Below are 21,305 nucleotides of genomic sequence, written 5' to 3' on the forward strand. Positions count from 1 at the left end.
GATCCGAATATTGCGACCGCGTTGGACTTTATGGAGGCGCACCTGGAACGCCATGTCTGGTTTGCGGGCCAGCAACTTAGCATTGCCGACTTTCAAATGAGTTTTGCGGTTGAAGCGGCGCTGGCGCGGGGCGCCGAGGCGGCGCGCTTTCCGAGGCTGGCCGCTTATAAGGCGCGCATGACAGCGCGCCCGGCCTATCAGCGCGCCGTGGCCAAAGGCGGGCCAGTCATGATGTCGTAATCAGCAGTGCGGGCGCTGTCAAAAACTGCATCATTGACAAGAATTGCGTGATCCCGGACAGAACCGCAACCGGCTGAAATTTCCCGGGGCTGTCGCCTAGCAAATCCGCTGCACTTTAGTCTTAGGCTGGTCGCCCGGTTTTGATGGCTGGAACGGCAAGAAGGGCCTTCAAAAAATTGGCGTCCGACATGGCCGCCAATGCCTTGATGCCCGCGCGAATCAGTTCGCTTTTCTTGATTGAATTGCCCATTTCGCCAAAGTCCTGACCGTTGCAGGCGGGGTCACAGGCGTGGCCAAACCGCCGCGCCATGAGCGCGGCTATGTATGCAAGCGCACCGACGAAGCGCGCGCCCTTGGCTAATCTGCGTTTGGGCCTGACATCAGGCTCGTGATTGCACTTATGCACCTCACACAAAAGGAAACCTCATGAACAAAGACCAAGTCAAGGGCCAGGCAAAGAACATCGCTGGCAAAGTACAGGAAGCCACCGGCAAGCTGGTCGACAGCAAATCGCAAGAAGCCAAAGGCACCAAGCTGAAGGTAGAAGGCAAGGCCCAAAAGGCCTTAGGCGATGCCAAGGAAGTTGTCAAAGATGCCCGCGATGCGGTGCAGGACGCACTGAAATAGCATTCTTGATATTTGATACCGGCGCAGGACAAGACAGTCACGGCATGTGTGCGGCGTCCGACAGCAACGTGTGGCAATCCCTTCAGCGCCCTTCTGCTTCATGACACCGCGCCGGCGCAAGCTTTGTATCTGGCTACTCCTTGCTGCCTGCGGCTCGGCCCAGGCACAAACGTCAGGCATGAGTTTCGAGTCTGCCTTGGCGCGTGTCACGAACGGGTCAGACCAGTTGGCCGCCGCGCAAGCCGGTTTGGACAGCAAAGTGCTTCAGGCGCGAGCGCTGCAAGGGCTTGGCGGGCCGGTCGTGAGTTTGTCGGCCTCGGCTTACGCCTACAACCTGAATCTGAACTTCAACCTCGACCCTGTCAACCAGAGCTTGGCGCAGATTGGCCAGCAACTGGCGATTCCGTTGCAAAGCCTGCACATTCCACTGCCGCAGTTCCCGTCCAATTACAGCTTTAACCGCTCTGACACCGGCACCACCCAGTCGGTTTCAGCCGTCTGGCCAATCTACACCGGCGGTGCGAACGAAGCCGCGCGGGCGTTTGTGCAGGCGCAGGCCGATGAAGCCCGTGCCGATGCCGACAAAACCGGGCATGAGGTGGCCACGCTGCTGGTGCAGCGGTATTTTGGTGCGCAGCTTGCCGCCAAAGCGGCCACCTTGCGCCAAGCGGCATTGGACGACATAGCGCAGCACGATGCCGCCACGGCCAAGATGCTGGCAGCGGGCGTGGTCTCGCGCGTGGAGCGTCTCCAGGCGCAGGCCGCGTATGAAGAGGCCCGGCGCAACGCCAAAAAGGCGCAAAGTGATGCTGAGCTGGCTGCGGTGGCCGTCGCGCACATGGTCAACTCCAGCGCGGTGGGGCCACTTTCCACCCCGCTGTTTGTGCTGACGCAGCCCGTGGAACCGATGGCGCATTTTTTGGACAACGCGCTGGCGCGCCACCCGGGTTTGGCCAAGGTGGCGGCCAAACAGGCCCAGGCAGAGCAACTGCACCACGGCCAGGAAGGCTTGCGCAAGCCACAGGTGTTTGCGTTCGGGCAGCGCGAACTCGCGATGCGCGATGCCGATTGGGTGGGCGGTGTCAGCGTGCGCTGGACGCTGTTTGACTCGGTCGACCGCGATGCCTTGTCAGCCGCCTCCATCAAACAGATTGAGCAGGTGGCCCACACCGAGCGCCAGGCCCGCAGCGACATCACCTTGCTGGTGGAGAAAAATTGGCGCACGCTGGAGCAGGCCCGCCAGCAGTTTTTAGCCACCGAGCCCGGCGTGGTGCTGGCCAAAGAGGTGTTGCGCTTGCGCACGGCGGCACTGCGTGCGGGTACCGGCACCGCGCTGGAGCTGATGGACGCCGATGTCAACCTGGCCAAGGTGGAAACCGAGCGTGCCCAGGTGGCCTATGACTATGTTTACGCGCTTGCCAACCTGCTGGAGAGTTGCGGTTTGTCGGAACAGTTCAGTGCTTACGCCAGCAGGGCGGATGTGAGGGTTGATTGATCATGAAAAAAACCAGTTCAGTCCAACCCCTGGTGTGGGGCGTGGTGGCTGTGGCCGTGGTGGCGCTGTTGGGCTATGGGATGTGGCGCGCCAGCCAGCCCGCACCCGAGGTGTTTCAGGGCCAGATGGAAGCCACCGAAACCGATATTGCGCCCAAAGTGACGGCGCGTATTGCCCAGGTGTTGGTAAAAGAAGGCGAACAAGTGGTGGTAGGTGGCACGCTGATGCGCACCGACAGCCCCGAAGTGGCCGCCAAACTGGCGCAAGCCACCGCCGCGCAGCAGGCGGCGCAAGCGCTGGCCGACAAAGCCAACAACGGCGCACGTCCGCAAGAACTGGAGATGGCACGGCTGCAGTGGCAACGCGCCCAGGCGGCCGCCGAACTGGCTGAAACCTCGTTCCGCCGCATCGATGGTCTGGCCAAAGAAGGATTGGTGGCTGAGCAAAAGGGCGACGAGGCCCGCACCAATTTCACGACCTCGCGCGACCAGGCGCTCGCCGCGCGGGCCCAGTACGACCTGGCGCGCGCCGGTGCCCGCCCCGAAGATCAGGCCGCCGCCAATGCACAGGCGCGCCAGGTGGCCGGTGTGGTGGCCGAGGCGCAGGCCGCCCAGTCCGAGACCGAGCTCAAAAGCCCGGTGGCCGGTGAGGTGGCCAAGGTGCTGGCCAAAGTGGGCGAGTTGTCGGTGCAAGGGGTGGCCGTGGTGACTGTGGTTGATTTGAAAGACCAGTGGGTGGTGCTCAACGTGCGGGAAGACCGCTTGCAACGGTTTGCCAAAGACGCCGAATTTGATGCCGTGCTGCCCGCACTGGCCAATAAAAAGGTCCGCTTCAAGGTGTTTTACAGCGCGGTGATGCCTGACTTTGCCACCTGGCGGGCCACCCGGGCCGGTCAGGGCTTTGATGTCCGCACTTTTGAAGTCAAGGCGCGGCCCCTGGCAGTGATTGATGGCGCGCGCCCCGGCATGAGTGTGCTGGTGCAATAGGCCGCGACACCCATCGACACGCCAGTCCAGGTTGCACGGCATGAGTCAGACGCCATGACATTGCTCAGCGTTTTTGCCAGCAGCGCCCGGCGCGAAGCCGTGCGGCTGCGGCACAGTGCGTGGGACCTGGCCATGGTCACCTGGGTGCCGCTGTTGGCCTGCGGCTGGATTTGGTGGGTGTTCTCAGCGGGCTTGCCACAGCAGTTGCCCATTGGTGTGCTGGACCAGGACCACTCGGCCCTGTCGCGCCAGTTGCAGCGTTTTCTGGCTGCCACACCTGGCTTGAAACTGGTCAACAACTACAGCGACACGGCCCAGGCCAGTGCCGCCCTGCGGCGCACCGAGGTGTATGCGGTGGTGACCATTGCGCCGGACTTTGCCCGCAGCATCAAGCTCGGGCAGCCGGCCCACGTGACCTTGTTGCACAACGCGCAGCTGGGCACCCATTCGGGCCTGATCCAGCGCGATGTGCGCACCGCCGTGGCCACCTTGTCGGCGGGGGTGGAAATGGCGGCGCGCGGCAAACGCGGCCAAGCCCAGCTCAGCACCCGCGTGGCCATGGAGCCGATCCAGGCGCAGCTGGTGGCGCTGTTCAACGTGTCTGGCAACTACGAGCAGTTTTTGGCAGCGGCGCTGATTCCGGCTTTGTTGCACATTTTGGCCATGACCGCCGGGGCCTGGGCGGTGGGCCGCGAGCTGCGTGATGCCACCCTGGGCCAATGGCTGGGCGCACAACCCAGTTGGGCACAGGCCGGGGCCGCGCTGCTGGGCAAGTTGAGCTGGCCGTGGGCCAGCCTTGGACTGGTGGGGGTGGGCAGCCTGCTGGGCTTGACCTGGGGGCGGGGCTGGCATCCACCGGGCTCGCTGGCGTGGGTGTCGGTGGGTTTGCTGGCCTTTTTGGGGCTGTCACTGATGATGGGGGCTGTGGTTGCAGCCGCCAGCCTGTCGCTGCGCACGGCGCTGTCAGCCACCGGCTTCATCACCGCACCGGCTTTTGCGTTCAGCGGGGTCGGGTTTCCGTTGCAGTCGATGCCCCCGCTGGCACGGGCCTGGGCCGAAAGCTTGCCTTACACCCACTATGTGCGCCTGCAGATTGCCCAGTTGCAAATGGCGGCGCCGCTGCGCGATTCGGCACCGGTGCTGGCGGGCTTGCTGGCGGCGTTGCTGGTGCTGGGCGTGTGTGCTGCGTGGTGGCTGGTGCGCGCTGTGGGTCAGCCCCGGCGCTGGGGTGGGCGCTGATGCAGGCCATTCGTCGCCTGCTGCAAGCCTGGGCCGGTACCCTGGGCACCATTGCGCGTGACAAAGGCGTGCTGCTCATCATGGGGTTGGCGCCATTGCTTTACGGATTTTTTTATCCCTGGCCCTATGCCACCCAGGCGGTCACCCGTGTGGCTGTGGCGGTGGTGGATCTGGACCACAGCAACCTGTCGCGTCAGATCACGCGATTTGCCCAAGCCAGTCCACGCCTGCAGGTGCGTCTGGTCACGGGTGATGAACGCCAGGCGCAACAAGCTTTATGGGCCGGTGAGATTGAGGGCTACGCCGTGCTGCCACCAGACCTTAAACGCCATGTGCTGCGCAATAGCCAGGCGGTGGTCATGGTGCAGGGCAACGGCAGTTACACGCTGCTGAGCAAGGCGGTGCTCACAGGGTTTTCTGAGGTGGTGGGCACGGTGTCAGCCGGTGTTGAAATCGCCAAGCTGCAGGCGGGTGGCCAGGGCGCACGCCAAGCCCGGGCCACCCGCAACCCGATCAGCACCCAAATGGTGGCCTTGTTCAACCCCACCGAAGGCTATGGCAGTTATGTGGTGCCAGCGGTGGCCCTGTTGATCATCCAGCAAACCCTGCTGATGGGCGTTGGCATGCTGGTGGGCCTGTGGGCCGAAACCGGGCAACTGCGGGCTGACGCCGCGACCTGGCTCGGCCGCTTGCTGGCCTTTTCCACGGTGGGTTATGCCAGTGGCTTGCTGTACTTTGGCTGGATATTTGCGCTGCAGGATTTCCCCCGTGGCGCCAACCCAGGCGGTGCCTTGTGGCTGCTGGCTTGTTACGTTCCGGCCATTTGCACCTTGGGGGCCTTGCTTGGGGTGTGGTTTGGCAACCGTGAACGGGCCTTGCAGGTGCTGCTGTTCACCGCTTTGCCGGTTATTTTTGTGTCGGGCTTTTCCTGGCCCGCAGAAGCCTTGCCAGACGTGTTGCAAACCTTGCGCTGGGTGTTTCCCAGCACCGCTGGCATTCAGGCCTCACTCAAACTCAACCAGATGGGCGCTCCGCTGGACGATGTGATGGGGCTGCTGGCCGTGTTGTGCGGGTTGACCTTGGTGGCGGGTGGGGTGTTGCTGCGGGTGGTGCGCCCGCACCAATGACTGAATCCGAAAATTCAAGGAGATGGCGTTTTTAGCCAATCAAATCCTTGTGGCCCCCTAAGACGCTCCTCTTGGGATGGCAATCAGCGAACGCGCCGGCGTAACAGCCGCCGCCCGATCGACAGCACCGTGCTCACCACGGTTGCGGCAGCGGCAGGGCTGAGACGCTCTTGCCACGCCACTGGCGCCAGCGGCCAGCCCAGCGCCGTCAGGCCGGCCCAGGGCAGGTCTGCGATCCCGTCGATGGGTCGCTCTGCGGGCTTTGCCGGTGCATGAACGATGACTTGCCGCGCTGGCACCGGGCGGTGCCACAGGCGCCAACCCAGCCACAACACCATGCCGACGCCCGCCACTGGCAACACCCATGGCTTTGGCGTGACCGCCAGCTGTGCCCTGCGGGCGAGTGACTCGGCAGCGGATTGAATCCAGGCTTCGCGGGCGACCAGTCGCCGCTCGAGCTGTTCAATTTGGGTGTCGAGGTCGGCGACAGGCAAAGCTGCCGGTAGCTGATTCGGAGTCATGGCCTGCCCTCGGATCTGTTGGTGAATGGCTGGCGGTTCAGCGCAACGCCAGCCGCCGTTCCGGCCTTGGCCCCGAACACCAGGTGGCGCCGCGTGGCGGGCAGGCCCAGGCTGGCCAGCAGCCGGCGCACCCGCGACACGGCCGCCCAGGCCAGCGCCAAGTTGACCAGCAGCACGGCCAGCAAAGCCAATGGCCAGGACAAGCCTTGTGCGACCAGCGTCAGGCCAAGACCGCTGCACAACGCCAGCCAGGCCGCGGTGCCCAGAATGGCCGTCGCCATGACCAGCGCCATGATCTGCACCAGGCTGCGGCCGGCGCGCTGCAGTTCCAGCGCCAGCAATTCCAGCCGGTCACTCACCAGCCCGGGCAATTCCGCCATCACCTTCTGGAAGGCACGAAACCATGGCTGGGCACGAAGGTCTTCGGACATGGTGAGCTCCTGAGCGTCAGTGACGCGTTAAGGGTGGAAGGTGCGGTGGTTGCTGGGTACAGCCGGCAGATCGATTGATCAACCCGCGCCGGAGAAATGTAGTCTTCCTGTTGCAAGGCTGTCTGTGCGTCAACAAACAAAGCGCTGACAAAGTTAGTTTTGCTGTATTTCTACCATCCGCTTGGATGGTGCTAGGATGGAGGTATGACACAAAAAACCGCCACCGACCCGGCCAAGTCCAGATTGTCCGAGTCTGAAAAGATCACCATCAACCTCGGCTTTGTAGACCTGGGACACATTGACCTGCTGGTCTCGGAGGGCTTCTACAGCAACCGCACCGACCTCATCCGCACCGCCATTCGCAACCAGCTCAGCGCCCATTCGGAGGTGGTGAAACAGGTGATTGCGCGCAAGATGCTGGTGCTGGGCCTGCAGCATTTCAGTGCCGATGACCTGCGCGCCGTGCAGGCGGCCCAGCAGACGCTGCAAATCCGGGTGCTGGGCCTGGCTGTGATCTCGCCTGACGTGACGCCTGAGCTGGCGCTGGCCACCATCGCCTCGCTGGATGTGCTGGGCGCGCTGCAGGCCAGCCCGGCGGTCAAAGCCGCGCTGGCCGGCCGCCTGCGCTGAGCGCACCTGTCCAACCATTACCCATTGAATACCCCCCGAGAAAGATCACATGAACGATAACGTCCAGAACCTGATGCGCGAAGCCACCCAGCTGACGCAAGCCGGCCAATTGAATGAAGCCACCGCTGCCATCCAGCGCGCACTGCGCGGCTCAAGCGCGGGTGGCGGTGCCAGCGCAAGCAATTGGCCGCTGGAAATGAAAGGCGTTGGTTTTGAGGGCGATGCGTCTGCGCCAGCCGCCACCGGTGCGTTCACCTCAGGCACTCACACGCACGGCACCCTGACGCGCCGCTTCAAGCTCTACACACCGCCGGGCCAAGGCGGTCGCCTGATGCCGCTGGTGGTGATGCTGCATGGTTGCACCCAGAATCCGGACGACTTCGCCGTTGGCACCGGCATGAATCAGCGCGCCTGCGAGCAGGGCTTCTGCGTGCTGTACCCGGAGCAGTCACAAGACGCCAACCCGTCACTGTGCTGGAACTGGTTCGAGCACAACCACCAGCAACGCGGGCAGGGTGAACCGGCTTTGATCGCCAGCATGACACAGGCGGTGATCAAGCAACATGGCATTGATCCCAAGCGAGTCTTCATCGCCGGCTTGTCGGCCGGGGGCGCAATGGCGGCGATTGTGGCCGCAGCCTACCCCGAGATTTTTGCCGCGGTCGGGGTTCACTCCGGCATGCCGACCGGCGCCGCCAGCAACATGAGCGAGGCCTTCATGGTGATGAGAAGCGGCGAGTTGAGCATCGTCACGCGAGGAGGTGAGCGCGGCGCGGGCAAGGCAACGGAGGTCGCCCGGCGGCCCCAGACCACCGTGCCGACCATCGTGTTCCATGGCGACCAAGACACCACGGTGAACCCGCGCAATGGCGAGCAGGTGATTGCTGCGGTGAAGGGCAGCGGCACAAGCGGCCCCCGGGTGGAGCAGGGCGTGTCGGCCAGCGGTCGGGGGTATACCCGTTCCACCCGCCTTGCAGGCCACGGCCGCGTCCCGACTGAACATTGGCTGGTGCATGGGGCCGGGCACGCCTGGTCGGGCGGCTCCGCCAAGGGTTCTTACACCGACGGCAGCGGGCCCGACGCCACGCTTGAGATGCTGCGCTTCTTTTTCGAGCAGCGGGCCTGACGGCCCCGGGGTGCGCCTGTCAGACCCGCAGTAACGACAGCGCAGGAATGCTGGTCACCGTGCACAGTTCCCCGCACCAGCCAGTGCATGGCAATTTGCAATTGTGTGGGCTGGCGCACTGACACATCTGTCCATGGGCGTTGCAATGGAGGCCGAAAACCTGTGGGCTCCACCAAGAAACGCGGTGCCCCAGCATTTATCAACATCCATAAAAGAGGCAATTCATGAACAGCATCATTTACATCGTCGGCCTGGTTGTCATTGTTCTCGCAGCCCTGTCATTTTTCGGCTTGCGTTAGGCCGCGGCCCATTTGCAATTCAGTGCACCAGCAGGAGTATTCGACATGCGTTTAAACACCAAAGGCCGTTTTGCAGTGACGGCGATGATCGACGTTGCCTTGCGGGAAGCGCACGGACCGGTACCGCTGAACGACATCGCGTCGCGTCAGCAAATCTCGCTGTCCTACCTGGAGCAGTTGTTCAGCAAGCTGCGCCTGCAGGGGCTGGTCACCAGCATCCGCGGCCCGGGTGGTGGCTACACACTGGGCGGCCGGCTTGATGGCATCACGGTGGCAGACATCCTCTGCGCCGTTGAAGATGAGCCATCAAAAACAAAACAGCAAGACGCTTCATCGGCGCAAGACATGACGCAAGGCCTGTGGGACGCCATGAACGCCCGGGTGCTGCATTTCACCCAGTCGGTCACTTTGAAGAGCTTGGTGCTCGACCAGTTGGCCACGGGTGTCAAGATTGAGCAAAAGCCTTTGCCAAACCGGGGGGTTTTCAAAAAGCCGGCCCAACTGCACATCAATCCCGATGTGCCCAACTCGGTGTTTGCACTGGGTCGGTCGACACGGACACTTGGCTGAACCCGGCACGAAGCTCGTTAGCGATAAAAGAACATCGTCATTGCGAGCCCGGCTAAGCAGCCCATCAACCCCGGTTGCACTGACGTGCGGGCTACCCAACACGCTGGGGCCGGGGAGGTGGCCACGAGCCAGGCCACTCCCCGCTCAGGCCTTATTTCTTGGCAAATACCAGGTACATCGTGTCGTCTGACGTGGCGTGGCGCACCTGTGCATTGTCAAATGCGGCAAAGCCAAACCCGTAACGCGCACTCATGTCGGCAAACTGCACGTCGAACTTGCTGCCAGTCACCAGCTTGCGGCTCACCACCGAGGTGTGCATGCCGTTGGCATAGGTGTTTGCTGTTCGCACGTCACCGCGGTCGGTGCCAGTCAGCGGGTTGATGATGATCGAGGCCACTTCATCGCCCACCTTGAACTTGCTGTCATCAAAAGGCACTTGGTCGCCTTTTTTGATGTAGAAGTTGCCGCCGGCATTGGTGGCCTTGGCAGCACGGTCCATGAATGCCGGTTTGCCATCGACCAGCGCGATGTTGGTGTATTCGCCGCCGACTGGCCCCGGATCGCCCTTGCGGCCGGCGTTGGGTGCGGTCTTGGGGTCATAACGCGTGTCGTCGGTGTACTGGTCATCCACAAATCCCAAGGGGCCGGTGCGCTGGCCTTTCATGTGCCACATGTCCAGAATCTGGCCTGGCTGATTGGTGTACTTGTTGCCGTAGGGCTTGGTCTGACCTTCGTGGCAGGCCATGGCACAGCCTTCCTTGTCAAACTGCACGGCGGTCGCCGCGTTGGCCGGCCAGATCATGGCCCACTTGTCCTCGTAATACACGTTGTCATCGCCACCCTTGTCAGCCGGGTCCTTGAGCTTTTTCCAGGATCCATCGGCCTGTTTCTGGAACGGCCCGCGGCGGATCGAATTGGTTGGGTCCTTGTACTGGATCAGCATGTAGAGCATGTCAGCGGTATAGGCCGCCTTGAGGGTGACGACGCTTTCACCTTTTGCGCCTGGCTTGGCGCCAAAGTTGACGCCACCGGTCAACTCAGCCGACACAGGCTTGGCTTTGGACCACACCGGGTCGGCAGCGCCGGCTTCCGGGTTGGGTGCAGTGCTTGTGAATGTGGCAACCAAAGAATCGGGCGATGCCGGCTCTTGCACGGATTGGCAACCGGTCAGGGCCAGCAAAGCTGTCGCCATCGCTGCGGAAAATACTTTTAACTTCATGTTCATGCTCCAGGTTTTAAATATTCTCTTTGTCAAAAACGTTGACCTCAGCCATGGTGCGCGAGGCTCCGGGCAAAGAAGAATGGAGTGCAGTTTAGGCTTCGCCTCAGGCCATGATTTGATCTAAATCAAAGAAATGCAGTCCGGGCCTGACCATGAGGGTGTTACAAAATGACACTCAAAAGCCAACCCGCCGCGCCACCACCGCAACCGCCACCACCTTGAGGCCATGCAGCGCGCCGGCTGGCACGGCATCGCCATACTTGGAAATACCCAGCGCAAACAGGATCAGGACAAAGGCCGACGGCAGCGTAAAGCCAGCCCAGGCGGCCAGCGCACCGCTGTAGCCAGCGCGCGACAAGCCCAATGCCATGCCAACCTGGCTGCTGGCCGGCCCCGGCAAAAACTGGCACAGCGCCACCAGGTCGGCGTAGCTGCGTTCGGTCAACCAGCGCCGTTGTATGACGAACTCCAGGCGGGGGGTCATGCCGTCACTTTCTTGCTGCGACAGGGCTTGTGAAGTTGGTTAAAGTCTGTTTCATCTGATTTCAAATCATACCCAGCCATGCCAGATCACCACCACGCCACGATCGCCCGGCTGCTGGGCAACTTCCAGCCCACACGGACGGCTGTGTCACGGAATGTTCATGCAGGTTTCACGGAACCGTCACGATGCGTCATTAAGCTTCCCCGGCGAGCAATTCTTGCATTCCAACTCATCACGAAAACCCTTATGACCAACCCAATTGACTTCAACGACGAAAACTCCAACACCAGCAACAACCCGAGTTTTGACGCGGTGCTGCAAGCGCGCCTGAGCCGCCGTGGCGTATTGCTCGGTGGTGTGGGCGGCGTCGGTTCCGTGATGCTGGGCGCTGCCGGACTGGCCGCCAGTGGCGCAGCCGCTGCCGCGCAGCCTGCCGCCACGGCCGCAGGCAAGCTGGCTTTCAAGGCGGTTGCCAAGAGCCTGGCTGACGCCGTGATCGTGCCAACCGGCTATACCGCCAGCGTGCTCTACGCCTTGGGCGACCCACTGACGGGGAGCACGTCGGCCTACAAGAACGACGGTACCGACACCGACTATGAAAACCGCGCTGGCGACCACCATGACGGCATGGAATGGTTTGGTCTGGACAAATCAGGCAAACCCTCACAGTCGTCCGTGGACCACGGCTTGCTGGCCGTGAACCACGAAGCCACCACCGACGAAAAGCTCAGCTCATTCTTCCTGCATGCCAACGGCGGCACCAGCACCCTGCCCCGCCCGGCGGCTGAAGTGGACAAGGAAACGGCCATTCACGGCGTTTCGGTGGTCGAAGTCAAGAAAACCGGAAAAAAATGGGCCATAGTGCCGGCATCGCGCTTGAATTTCCGCCTGACCGCGCTCAGCGACAACATGCAGATCACTGGCCCGGCGCGCGGCAGCGCCCTGATGGTCACCAAGTATTCGCCCGACGGCACCAAAACCCGCGGCACGCTGAACAACTGTGGCACCGGCAAGACGCCCTGGGGCACCTTTTTGACAGGCGAAGAGAACTGGGCGGGTTACTTTACCCGCAGCGCCACGGACGATGCGACCCGCGCTGACAAGAGTGTGGTGGCGCTCAAGCGTTATGGCCGCGGCCAGGGCGCAGCATCACGCCATGGCTGGGAATCGGCCGGCAGCGACGACAAGTACGTTCGTTGGAACATCAGCCAGGGTAGTGGTGCGGCCTCCGACGACTACCGTAATGAGATGAACGGACAGGGCTACATCGTCGAAATCGACGCCTATGACAAGGCAAAGGTTGCACGCAAGCGCTCCGCCCTGGGCCGTTTTGCCCACGAAAGTGCAGCTTTCGGCAAGCCGGTGGCAGGTCAACCGCTGGCCGTGTACATGGGTGATGATTCGCGCGGCGAGTACATCTACAAGTTCGTGTCCACCAAGACTTGGGTCGCCGCCGACGCGAACCCAGCCGACCGCATCACCACCGGTGACACCTACCTCGACGCCGGCAAACTGTATGTCGCCAAGTTCAACAGCGACGGCACCGGCAGCTGGATCGAGTTGACCACCGGCAACCCGCTGATCTCGGGCTACGCCACTTACGCCTTTGCCGACCAGGCCGACATCTGTGTCAACTCGCGTCTGGCGGCCGACGCCGTGGGCGCCACCAAAATGGACCGCCCGGAGTGGTGCTCGACCAACGTGGCCAACGGTGAAATCTATTTCACCCTGACCAACAACAGCAACCGCCGGCTTGAGCCCGCCAACAGCAGCCAGGCGGCACCCGACAGCGCCAACCCGCGCGTTTACAGCGACATCAAGAATGGCAGCAGCACGCAAACCGGCAACCCCAACGGCCATGTGTTGCGCCTGAAGGAAGGCACGACGGGCAACGCCGCCACCAGCTTTGCTTGGGACGTGTATGTGTTCGGCACCGAATCCAGCGCAGCACCGGGTACCGTCAACCTGTCCAGCCTGACCGACGACCAGGACTTTTCCAGCCCCGACGGCCTGGTGTTCAGCCCGTCAACTGGCATCATGTGGATCCAGACCGACGACGGCGCCTACACCGACGTCACCAACTGCATGATGCTGGCCGCATTGCCGGGCACCGTGGGTGATGGCGGCAAGAAAACGCTGAGCTATACCAAGGCTGACAAGACGACATTAAGCGTGGATACCTACGTGGGCAAAGCCCCCGGCGAGGACAAGCTCAAGCGCTTCCTGGTCGGCCCTGTGGGCAGCGAGATCACCGGCCTGTGCGAAACGCCCGACGGCAAGGCGATGTTCATCAACATCCAGCACCCCGGCGAAACCACAGCCCAGGCCAATATTGCCGACCCGAGCAAGTACACCAGCCAGTGGCCCGGCAACGCCGGTTACGGCGCCGGCAAGCGGCCACGTTCGGCCACCATCGTGATCACCAAGAACGACGGCGGCAAGATCGGCACCTGATGCGTTGACACCTCAGCCCATAACTCGAAGTTGATCGCGGCCCCGCCGCTTTGCCCGGTTCCCGCAAGGGGGCCGGGCTTTTTATTGGTCACCCGCCTGCGGATGTTGTTGGCCTGCCCGAGGGCGTTACAAAGCTTCAGGGAAACATGCCTACAATTCCAGCCATGTATGAAAGAGCACGGTCATTGCGAGCCCGCTGAATCCGGCCCGCCACCGCCCACAAGCCTTGAACCTGTACCCGTCACTGCGCGCCACGCGTGGCAGTCCACGCAGCCAAAGGTCATGGATTGCTTCACAGCGTTGGCAATGACGACGTTCTTCCCGCGCTGGCTCTTTTTTTCGTTCAATCCATTCGAGGCATTTTTTCCATGGCTGAATCCATCCAGAACCCTCCCGCCACCGAGGCGCTGCGCGCCGTGAGCCCGGCCGACATGGCCAACGCCATTCGCGCCCTGAGCATGGACGCGGTGCAGGCTGCCAACTCCGGCCACCCCGGCGCGCCCATGGGCATGGCCGACATGGCGGTGGCGCTGTGGGGCAGCCACCTCAGGCACAACCCGGCCAACCCCCACTGGCTGGACCGCGACCGTTTTGTGCTCTCCAACGGCCACGGCTCCATGCTGCTGTACTCGGTGCTGCACCTCACGGGCTACAAGCTGCCGATCAAGGAATTGAAGAATTTCCGTCAATTGCACAGCAAGACGCCGGGCCACCCCGAAGTGGACGTGACCCCCGGCGTCGAAACCACCACCGGCCCGCTGGGCCAGGGCATCACCAATGCGGTGGGCATGGCGCTGGCTGAAAAGCTGCTGGCCGCAGAATTCAACCGCGACGACCTGGACGTGGTGAATCACCACACCTACGCTTTCATGGGCGACGGCTGCCTGATGGAAGGCATCAGCCACGAGGCCTGCGCGCTGGCCGGCGCCTGGAAGCTCAACAAGCTGATTGCCCTTTACGACGACAACGGCATCTCGATCGACGGCCAGGTCAGTCCCTGGTTCATCGACAACACCGCGCTGCGTTTTGTGGCTTATGGCTGGAACGTGCTAGGGCCCATCAACGGGCAAGACGCCGCGCTGGTGGCGCAGACCATTGCCGAGGCCAAACTGTCCGGCGAAAAACCCACGCTGATCATCTGCAAGACCGCCATTGGCGCCGGCTCACCCAACCGCGCCGGCACTGCCAAAGCGCACGGCGAACCTCTGGGCGCTGAAGAAATCAAGCTCACCCGCGAAGCCATTGGCTGGCCGCACGGCCCGTTCGTGATTCCCAAGGACATCTATGCCGCCTGGGACGCCAAAGCTGCCGGCAGCGCGCGTGAGAAAGCCTGGAACGACAAATTTGCCACCTACAAGGCCGCGCACCCGGCATTGGCCAAGGAGCTGCTGCGCCGCATGAAGGGCGACCTGCCCAAAAACTTCGCCCAGGTGGCGGTGGACACCGCCGTGGCGGCGCACACCAAGGCCGAGACCGTGGCCAGCCGCAAGGCCAGCCAGCTCGCGCTCGAAGCCTTTACTGCAGCGTTGCCCGAAATGCTGGGTGGCTCAGCCGACCTGACCGGCTCCAACCTCACCAACACCAAGAGCACGCCAGCGTTGCGCTTTGACTCATTGAGCGGCATCGGCAACGGTGGCCGCCACATCAACTACGGCGTGCGTGAATTCGGCATGGCCGCCATCATGAACGGTGTGGCGCTGCACGGCGGCTACATTCCCTATGGCGGCACCTTCCTCACCTTCAGCGACTACAGCCGCAACGCCATCCGCATGGCCGCGCTGATGAAGCTGCGCGTGGTGCATGTGTTCACCCACGACAGCATCGGCCTGGGCGAGGACGGACCCACCCACCAGTCGATCGAGCACGCGGCGTCCCTGCGCCTGATCCCCAACCTTGACGTGTGGCGCCCGGGCGACACCGCCGAGACCGCCGTGGCCTGGGCCGTGGCGCTGCAAAACAAGTCCAAACCGACGGCCTTGCTGCTCTCGCGCCAAAACATTCACTACGCGCCCAAGGCGAGCCTGGGCGACATCAGCAAGGGCGCCTATGTGTTGGCCGAGCCGACCGAGGTGGGCCTGAAAAAAAAGGCGCAGGCAGTGATCATAGCGACTGGCTCCGAGGTGCCGTTGGCGCTCAAGGCGCAAGAACTGCTTGCCGAGCGCAAAATTGCCGTGCGTGTGGTGTCGATGCCCAGCACCACCACCTTCGATGCGCAGGATACGGCCTACAAGACGGCTGTGTTGCCCGCGGGCGTGCCGCGCATTGCAGTGGAAATGGGTGTCAGTGGCGGTTGGTGGCAATACGGCTGCGCGGCCGTGGTCGGCATTGACAGCTTTGGTGAATCGGCGCCCGCGCCGATGCTTTTCAAGCACTTTGGCTTTTTGCCCGAAAATGTGGCTGACACAGTGGAGCAAGTGCTGCGCAAGTGACAAGTTTCGGTATTCGTTTTTTTTAACCTCTGGAGAAAAGTATGACGATCAAGATTGGTATCAACGGCTTTGGCCGCATCGGACGCAACGTGTTGCGCTCAGCCCTGCAAAACTTCCAGGACATCGAAGTGGTGGCCATCAACGACCTGCTGGAGCCTGCTTACCTGGCCTACATGCTGCAATATGACTCAGTGCACGGTCGCTTCAAGGGCGAGGTGTCGGTGGACGGCAACACGCTCATCGTCAACGGCAAAAAAATTCGCCTGACGCAAGAGAAAGACCCGGTCAACCTGAAGTGGAACGAGGTCGGCGCCGACATCGTGATCGAATCCACCGGCATTTTCCTGGACAAGGCGGGTGGCGAAAAGCACCTTGCGGCAGGCGCCAAAAAGGTCATCTTCTCGGCTCCTTCCAAAGACGACACCCCGATGTTTGTTTTCGGCGTGAACGACAAAACCTACGCCGGCCAGGCCATCATCAGCAACGCCAGCTGTACCACCAACTGCCTGGCGCCATTGGCCAAGGTGATTCATGACAAGTTTGGCATCAAGCGCGGCCTGATGACCACCGTGCACGCGGCCACCGCCACCCAAAAAACCGTGGACGGCCCGAGCAACAAGGACTGGCGCGGCGGCCGTGGCATTCTGGAAAACATCATTCCCTCCAGCACCGGCGCTGCCAAGGCAGTGGGTGTGGTCATTCCTGACCTGAACAAGAAACTCACCGGCATGTCGTTCCGCGTGCCCACCTCCGACGTGTCGGTGGTTGACCTGACCGTTGAACTCAACACCAGTGCCACCATGGCCGAAATCTGCGCCGAGATCAAGGCGCAGTCTGAAGGCGCCATGAAAGGCGTGCTGGGCTACACCGACGAAAAAGTGGTGGCCACCGACTTCCGCGGCGAAACCCGCACCAGCGTGTTTGATGCCGATGCCTCCATTGCGCTGGACGGCACCTTCGTCAAGCTGATCGCCTGGTACGACAACGAGTGGGGCTACTCCAACAAGTGCCTGGACATGGTGCGCGTGGTCGCCAAGTAATCTGCCCTGGTGGGTCCAAAAAAGAGGCGCCTTCGGGCGCTTTTTTTGTGTCACGCCGTCGTCGTCAAACCAACATGGTTCATCGCGGTCGCCAAACAGGCGGGCGGTGTGCGCTGGCTACACTCGATATGAGACAGGCTAACCAGCGAAGGCGTTACCCTGACAGGCTGGTGAATGCAAGACAACTATTTCTGGAGACTGATATGAACCATGCCGAGTTGGCTAGGCGACTGGGTGCCACCACGCTGTTTTCCCGCCTGCCCAAGGAGCAACTGGTGGCGCTTCTTGCAGGCACGCCCCGGCGGCAGGCTGCGGCGGGAGGTTATCTGTCGGACACCGACAACGGGCTCAAGAACCACCTGGTGCTGCTCTCGGGTGAACTCGAAGCCCGTCGCACCTGGATCGAGGCCGATGGCAGCCAGAACACCTTTGCCTGGCGCGTTGGTGTCAGTGCCAGCGGACCGGGTTTCTCGCTGCTCAGTGCCGCCAGCAGCCATACCCGCGTGCAGGCGCTGGCCGATTCGGAGTACCTGTCGATCGATGGCGATGAACTTGACGAATTGCTGGACTGGAGCAGCCTGGTTGGCAACATCACGATGGCGCGGCACTTGAAGGTTTTCCACAAGGTGCCCCTGGAGAACGTGCAGAAGGCGTTTGAGCGCATGGTGGAGCGGCCGGTGGTGGCCGGCGAGACCATCGTCACCCAGGGCGAGCCGGGTGACAGCTATTTCATCATCCTGTCAGGCGAGGCCGAGGTCTGGATCACCGATCCGCTGAGTGACGAGACCACCATGGTGGCCGTGCTGGGTGATGCCGACGCTTTTGGCGAAGAGGCGCTGCTGCTCGGCGGCAGCCGCACTGCCACCGTCAGGATGAACACGCCCGGACGCCTGCTGGTGCTGAAAAAGACCGACTTCGACGAGTTGCTCAAGCCCAACATGGTGGAAGAGGTGAGTGCCGAGCGGGCCAACACCCTGCTCAGGGAAGGTAGCGTGAAGCTGCTCGATTGCCGCTATGACATGGAGTATGAGGAGAGCCGTATTCCCGGGGCGCAATGGGTGCCCCTGAATACCTTGCGCCGGCAAGGCGTGTTTACCATCGATCCGGAGCCCACCTACATTGTTTACTGCCGCAGCGGTCGGCGCAGCAGCGCGGCGGCTTTTTTGTTGCGCGAGCGCGGCATCCGTGCCCTGTCACTGGCCGGTGGCATCAAGGACTGGCCTTACGAGGTGGACAACACGGCGCTGTGACCGGGCCTGCAGGGTTCAACTATGCCGGATGATGTGGATGTAGTCCTTGCCGATGTTCTGCTGCTCCAGCATCTCGTGGCCCGCCTTTTTGACAAACGCGAGAATGTCGGGCATTGAGCCGGCATCTGACGCCACCACGCGCAGCACCTGCCCGCTTTGCATCTCGGTCAGCGTTTTTTTGGTTTTCATCAGGGGCAGCGGGCAATTCAGGCCACGGGCGTCGAGTTCTTTGTCAATCTGCATTTGATTTCCTTGGGATTGCGTTAATTTTTTCGGTAGGGCGCGACAGCCGCTTACTCGCGCATGATCAGCCACATTTGCAAGCGCAGCCCCGCAATCGCGCCGAGCACAATGCCCGCCACGGCGATGATGCTGGTCACGCTCAGGGTGGACAGGCCCGACAGGCCCTGCCCCACGGTGCAGCCGCCGGCTGTCACGCCGCCAATGCCCATGCAGGCCGCGCCAATGATGTGCAGGGCGGTGTCCTGGGTGCCGCGAAATCCCTCCCAATGAAACGACCGGTTGTACAGCGCGTAGGCCAGGGCGCCCAGCACCACGCCAAAGACCGAGACCACGCCCAGCGACAACACTTTGGAGGGATCGAAAAAGATGACCCACTCAAGCGTGCGCGCCATCGGCGAGGTAAAACTGAGGGCCTGCATGGAGCCGCCCGCGGTGCCCAAGTACACCGGCTCCAGTGTTTCCGGGTGCTCGGGCACAAAGCCCATGTGGCCAATCACCCACCACATTGCGGCAATCACCGCCCCAATGCCCAACCCGGCCAGCAGATTTTTGCCCGAGGTTCTGAATTCAGCGTCCCAAAGCGCCCAGAGCACCAAGCCGCCGCCCGCCAGCAGGGCCAGCACCAGGCCGGTGCTGCCGGCATCAAAGCCAAGCATCGCCGACAGCCAGGTCGGCACCGCGTTGCCGGGCGTGATGTCAAAGTGCACCAGGTCGACCGTGTTGCTGCGCAGCAAGGCGGTCATGCCGCGCATGGTGGCAAAGGCGGCCAGACCCATGACAAAAAATACCACCAGTGACTTCAGGCTGCCCTCGCCGATACGCACCAGTGTCTTGCTGCCGCAGCCCGACGCCAGCACCATGCCCAGTCCGAACAGGGCGCCGCCCAGCAGTGCCGACAGCCAGAGCACCTGCGCTGCGCCATAAATGGTTTGCGAGGCATTGATCAAGCCCAGCCAGGCCATCAGGTAGAAGCCGATCATGGCCACGCCCACCGCCATGCCCCACATGCGCATGCGGGTCCAACTGCCCATGTTGTAGATGTCGCTGATGGCGCCCATGGTGCAGAAATTGGTGCGCTGCGCTATGGCACCAAAAGCCAGGGACACGGCAAAGGCTGCCCACAACACCTGAGTTTGAAGTGCTTGTAAAGCAGTGATGTCCATGGCATTTGGGTATAAGAATGAAGTGATATTTGTATCATGCTCATACCCTTACAGGTCCGGGGGTTTTCCCGGGTGAGGTGGACAGCCTGCGGGGGCTAGTTGTTTTTGGCGCTGCTGAACATGGCCTGCGTTGCCAGCCAGAGGAAGGTTGCTCCCACCAAAATGGCAACCCAGCCTGCCACCGCACCCGTTGGGTTGTTGGAGTGGAACAAAACGTTGCCAACTCCCGTCAGCAGCGACAAAAGCCCCACCACGAAATTGACCAGGCTGAAGAAAGTTTTCATCAAAGTTCCAACAACTGGATTGATTTCAATAGAAAACGGCGGGCGCGGACCTGGCGGCAACAACATTCTTTTCGAATTTGCGCTCCACCAGGCCTTTGAAAAACGCCACGCATTTGTGGAGTCCGGCCGAAAGAAATGCACCCAGGGCCTCTGAACGCAGTTTTTCTGCGCGGCGGATATGGGCTTCGATGTCTGAGTATTGGTATTCCATGATGAGGTTCCTTTGCTAAATAAATGCCCCTTTTGAGGACACAGTGCTACCATAGCAAAAATGTTGCACTGCAACAAATGATCAATTCTCAGCCAACAGATCACAAAAACTCATCCATGTCGCACCGTCTGCCGCCCCTGAACGCCTTGCGTGCCTTTGAGGCAGCGGCGCGTCATTTGAGCTTTAAGAACGCAGCCCAGGAGTTGTCGGTGACCCCGACCGCCATCAGCCACCAGATCAAGGTGCTGGAGGACTTTTTGGGCCTGCCCCTGTTTCACCGGCTGACGCGCGCGCTGGCGCTCACGCCTCAGGGCCAGGCCATGCTGCCCAAGGTGCGCGAGGGGCTGGCGTGTTTTGCGGCTGCGGTGCAGGGCGTCCATGAGCGTGCCACCATTGGTCGCCTGATCCTGGTGCTGCCGCCGTCCTTTGCCACCCGCTGGCTGGTGCCGCGGCTGCGCCGCTTTGCCTTGGCACAGCCATCACTCAGCCTGCATGTGATTCGGTCCGTCACGACCCTCGACGGCGTCCAGCCGGCGGGTGCCGCCGCGTTCGAACCCGTTGACCTGCATCCGGAAGACTCACTGGTGGTGATCCGCTTTGGCTCCGGGCTGTATCCGGGTTTTCAGGTGGACCGCATGTTTGGCTCCGACTACATTGCCGTTTGCAGCCCGAAGTTGCTCGAAGGCGATCAACCCTTGCGGGTTCCCGCTGACATGCGTCACCAGGTGTTGCTGCATGACGACGCCACCGCCAACGAGCGGTCCGGCCCGGGCTGGGACGCCTGGTTCCGGCTGGCCGGCGTGACCAACGCCGACCCCAAGGCCGGCACCTATTTTGGCGATGCCGGCATGGCCTATGTGGCGGCGCTGGACGGTTTGGGGGTGGCGTTGGCCTCCAGGCCGCTGGTGGCCAACGCCATTGCGCAAGGTCGGTTGGTGGCCCCTTTTGACATTGCCGTGGGCCAGAACCATGCCTATTACCTGGCCGTCCCGGAGGCGGTCTCCAGTCGGCCAGCCGTGCAAGCCTTTCGCAAGTGGCTGCTTGAAGAGGCAAAGACGGAGGCGCGCTGACGTCCGGACTGAAAGGGTTGGTTGGGACACCCGAATTTTTGGCGAGAAGGTGTCGAACTTCTGGTGCCTGGTTGCGCTGGGTGCTTCGCGCAATGCCTGCGGCAAAAACGATTGAAGATGTTGAGGCGTTTCATTAGGTTTGGAAGGAAAAGCCATGTCCAGGA

General features: G+C 62.1%; 21 protein-coding genes and 1 pseudogene. 14 read left to right on the forward strand and 8 right to left on the reverse strand.

The window, feature by feature from the left end; genetic code table 11:
* On the forward strand, positions 1 to 240 hold a 240-nt coding region (locus tag GPS82_RS05295; RefSeq protein ID WP_296491836.1), incomplete at its 5' end, for a glutathione binding-like protein.
* Positions 241 to 361: 121 nt separating this feature from the next.
* Here GPS82_RS05295 and GPS82_RS05300 read toward each other — a convergent pair.
* Positions 362 to 490, reverse strand: coding sequence for a hypothetical protein (locus GPS82_RS05300; RefSeq protein WP_296491904.1), 129 nt, complete (start codon positions 488 to 490; stop codon positions 362 to 364).
* Between the two features lie 176 nt (positions 491 to 666).
* Between GPS82_RS05300 and GPS82_RS05305 the strand changes: the two genes are divergently transcribed.
* The 5 genes from GPS82_RS05305 (at position 667) to GPS82_RS05325 (ending at position 5,714) form a co-directional block, all read left to right on the forward strand.
* Positions 667 to 867 carry a CsbD family protein gene (locus GPS82_RS05305; RefSeq protein WP_296491838.1) on the forward strand — a complete coding sequence of 67 codons (201 nt, stop codon included), beginning with the start codon at positions 667 to 669 and terminating at the stop codon, positions 865 to 867.
* A gap of 100 nt (positions 868 to 967) precedes the next feature.
* The gene (locus GPS82_RS05310) at positions 968 to 2,362 is read left to right on the forward strand and encodes a TolC family protein (protein ID WP_296491841.1); all 1,395 of its coding nucleotides are present in this window, start codon (positions 968 to 970) and stop codon (positions 2,360 to 2,362) included.
* Between the two features lie 2 nt (positions 2,363 to 2,364).
* Positions 2,365 to 3,348, forward strand: coding sequence for an efflux RND transporter periplasmic adaptor subunit (locus GPS82_RS05315; protein WP_296491842.1), 984 nt, complete (start codon positions 2,365 to 2,367; stop codon positions 3,346 to 3,348).
* Between the two features lie 54 nt (positions 3,349 to 3,402).
* Positions 3,403 to 4,587 (forward strand): ABC transporter permease, encoded by a 1,185-nt coding sequence (locus tag GPS82_RS05320; protein ID WP_296491844.1) that lies wholly within the window; start codon positions 3,403 to 3,405, stop codon positions 4,585 to 4,587.
* Positions 4,587 to 5,714, forward strand: coding sequence for an ABC transporter permease (locus GPS82_RS05325; RefSeq protein ID WP_296491847.1), 1,128 nt, complete (start codon positions 4,587 to 4,589; stop codon positions 5,712 to 5,714). The genes GPS82_RS05320 and GPS82_RS05325 overlap by 1 nt, the downstream gene beginning before the upstream one ends.
* Before the next feature lie 83 nt (positions 5,715 to 5,797).
* Here the strand turns inward: GPS82_RS05325 and GPS82_RS05330 are convergent, their stop codons facing one another.
* The gene (locus GPS82_RS05330; protein ID WP_296491848.1) at positions 5,798 to 6,235 is read right to left on the reverse strand and encodes a hypothetical protein; all 438 of its coding nucleotides are present in this window, start codon (positions 6,233 to 6,235) and stop codon (positions 5,798 to 5,800) included.
* Positions 6,232 to 6,666 (reverse strand): phage holin family protein, encoded by a 435-nt coding sequence (locus tag GPS82_RS05335; RefSeq protein WP_296491850.1) that lies wholly within the window; start codon positions 6,664 to 6,666, stop codon positions 6,232 to 6,234. Before GPS82_RS05335 ends, GPS82_RS05330 begins: the two co-directional genes overlap by 4 nt.
* A gap of 204 nt (positions 6,667 to 6,870) precedes the next feature.
* Between GPS82_RS05335 and GPS82_RS05340 the strand changes: the two genes are divergently transcribed.
* From GPS82_RS05340 to GPS82_RS05350, 3 genes are all read left to right on the forward strand, one after another.
* Positions 6,871 to 7,296, forward strand: a complete 426-nt coding sequence (locus tag GPS82_RS05340) for a CopG family transcriptional regulator (RefSeq protein ID WP_296491852.1) — start codon at positions 6,871 to 6,873, stop codon at positions 7,294 to 7,296.
* A gap of 49 nt (positions 7,297 to 7,345) precedes the next feature.
* On the forward strand, positions 7,346 to 8,422 hold the full coding sequence (locus GPS82_RS05345; protein WP_296491855.1) for a PHB depolymerase family esterase: 1,077 nt from the start codon (positions 7,346 to 7,348) through the stop codon (positions 8,420 to 8,422).
* A 344-nt stretch (positions 8,423 to 8,766) separates the two neighbouring features.
* Positions 8,767 to 9,291 carry an Rrf2 family transcriptional regulator gene (locus tag GPS82_RS05350; protein ID WP_296491857.1) on the forward strand — a complete coding sequence of 175 codons (525 nt, stop codon included), beginning with the start codon at positions 8,767 to 8,769 and terminating at the stop codon, positions 9,289 to 9,291.
* A 151-nt stretch (positions 9,292 to 9,442) separates the two neighbouring features.
* On the opposite strand, the gene GPS82_RS05355 is transcribed toward GPS82_RS05350, so the two are convergent.
* Positions 9,443 to 10,510, reverse strand: coding sequence for an ethylbenzene dehydrogenase-related protein (locus GPS82_RS05355; RefSeq protein ID WP_296491859.1), 1,068 nt, complete (start codon positions 10,508 to 10,510; stop codon positions 9,443 to 9,445).
* A 187-nt stretch (positions 10,511 to 10,697) separates the two neighbouring features.
* Positions 10,698 to 10,982, reverse strand: a pseudogene (locus GPS82_RS05360) (chromate transporter); the annotation flags it as partial.
* A gap of 261 nt (positions 10,983 to 11,243) precedes the next feature.
* Between GPS82_RS05360 and GPS82_RS05365 the strand changes: the two are divergent.
* From GPS82_RS05365 to GPS82_RS05380, 4 genes are all read left to right on the forward strand, one after another.
* Positions 11,244 to 13,451: a PhoX family phosphatase gene (locus tag GPS82_RS05365; RefSeq protein ID WP_296491861.1), complete on the forward strand. Its 2,208-nt coding sequence runs from the start codon at positions 11,244 to 11,246 to the stop codon at positions 13,449 to 13,451.
* 368 nt (positions 13,452 to 13,819) lie between these two features.
* Entirely contained in the window at positions 13,820 to 15,880 is a 2,061-nt protein-coding gene (gene tkt / locus GPS82_RS05370; protein WP_296491863.1) for a transketolase, read from the forward strand.
* A 41-nt stretch (positions 15,881 to 15,921) separates the two neighbouring features.
* Positions 15,922 to 16,920 carry a type I glyceraldehyde-3-phosphate dehydrogenase gene (gap, locus tag GPS82_RS05375; protein ID WP_296491865.1) on the forward strand — a complete coding sequence of 333 codons (999 nt, stop codon included), beginning with the start codon at positions 15,922 to 15,924 and terminating at the stop codon, positions 16,918 to 16,920.
* Positions 16,921 to 17,123: 203 nt separating this feature from the next.
* On the forward strand, positions 17,124 to 18,170 hold the full coding sequence (locus tag GPS82_RS05380; protein ID WP_296491867.1) for a cyclic nucleotide-binding domain-containing protein: 1,047 nt from the start codon (positions 17,124 to 17,126) through the stop codon (positions 18,168 to 18,170).
* A 15-nt stretch (positions 18,171 to 18,185) separates the two neighbouring features.
* On the opposite strand, the gene GPS82_RS05385 is transcribed toward GPS82_RS05380, so the two are convergent.
* The 3 genes from GPS82_RS05385 to GPS82_RS05395 all read right to left on the reverse strand — a co-directional run bounded on the left by GPS82_RS05385 (position 18,186) and on the right by GPS82_RS05395 (position 20,175).
* Complete coding sequence (locus GPS82_RS05385; protein ID WP_296491869.1) at positions 18,186 to 18,413, reverse strand: sulfurtransferase TusA family protein; 228 nt, start codon at positions 18,411 to 18,413, stop codon at positions 18,186 to 18,188.
* A 50-nt stretch (positions 18,414 to 18,463) separates the two neighbouring features.
* Entirely contained in the window at positions 18,464 to 19,576 is a 1,113-nt protein-coding gene (locus GPS82_RS05390; protein WP_296491872.1) for a YeeE/YedE family protein, read from the reverse strand.
* 95 nt (positions 19,577 to 19,671) lie between these two features.
* Positions 19,672 to 20,175, reverse strand: coding sequence for a hypothetical protein (locus GPS82_RS05395; RefSeq protein ID WP_296491875.1), 504 nt, complete (start codon positions 20,173 to 20,175; stop codon positions 19,672 to 19,674).
* 12 nt (positions 20,176 to 20,187) lie between these two features.
* Here GPS82_RS05395 and gcvA point away from each other — a divergent pair, with 12 nt between their 5' ends.
* The gene (gene gcvA / locus GPS82_RS05400) at positions 20,188 to 21,141 is read left to right on the forward strand and encodes a transcriptional regulator GcvA (RefSeq protein WP_296491878.1); all 954 of its coding nucleotides are present in this window, start codon (positions 20,188 to 20,190) and stop codon (positions 21,139 to 21,141) included.
* Positions 21,142 to 21,305 lie beyond the last annotated feature (164 nt).

The organism is Rhodoferax sp. (assembly GCF_011391645.1).
Classification (GTDB): Bacteria; Pseudomonadota; Gammaproteobacteria; order Burkholderiales; family Burkholderiaceae_C; genus Rhodoferax.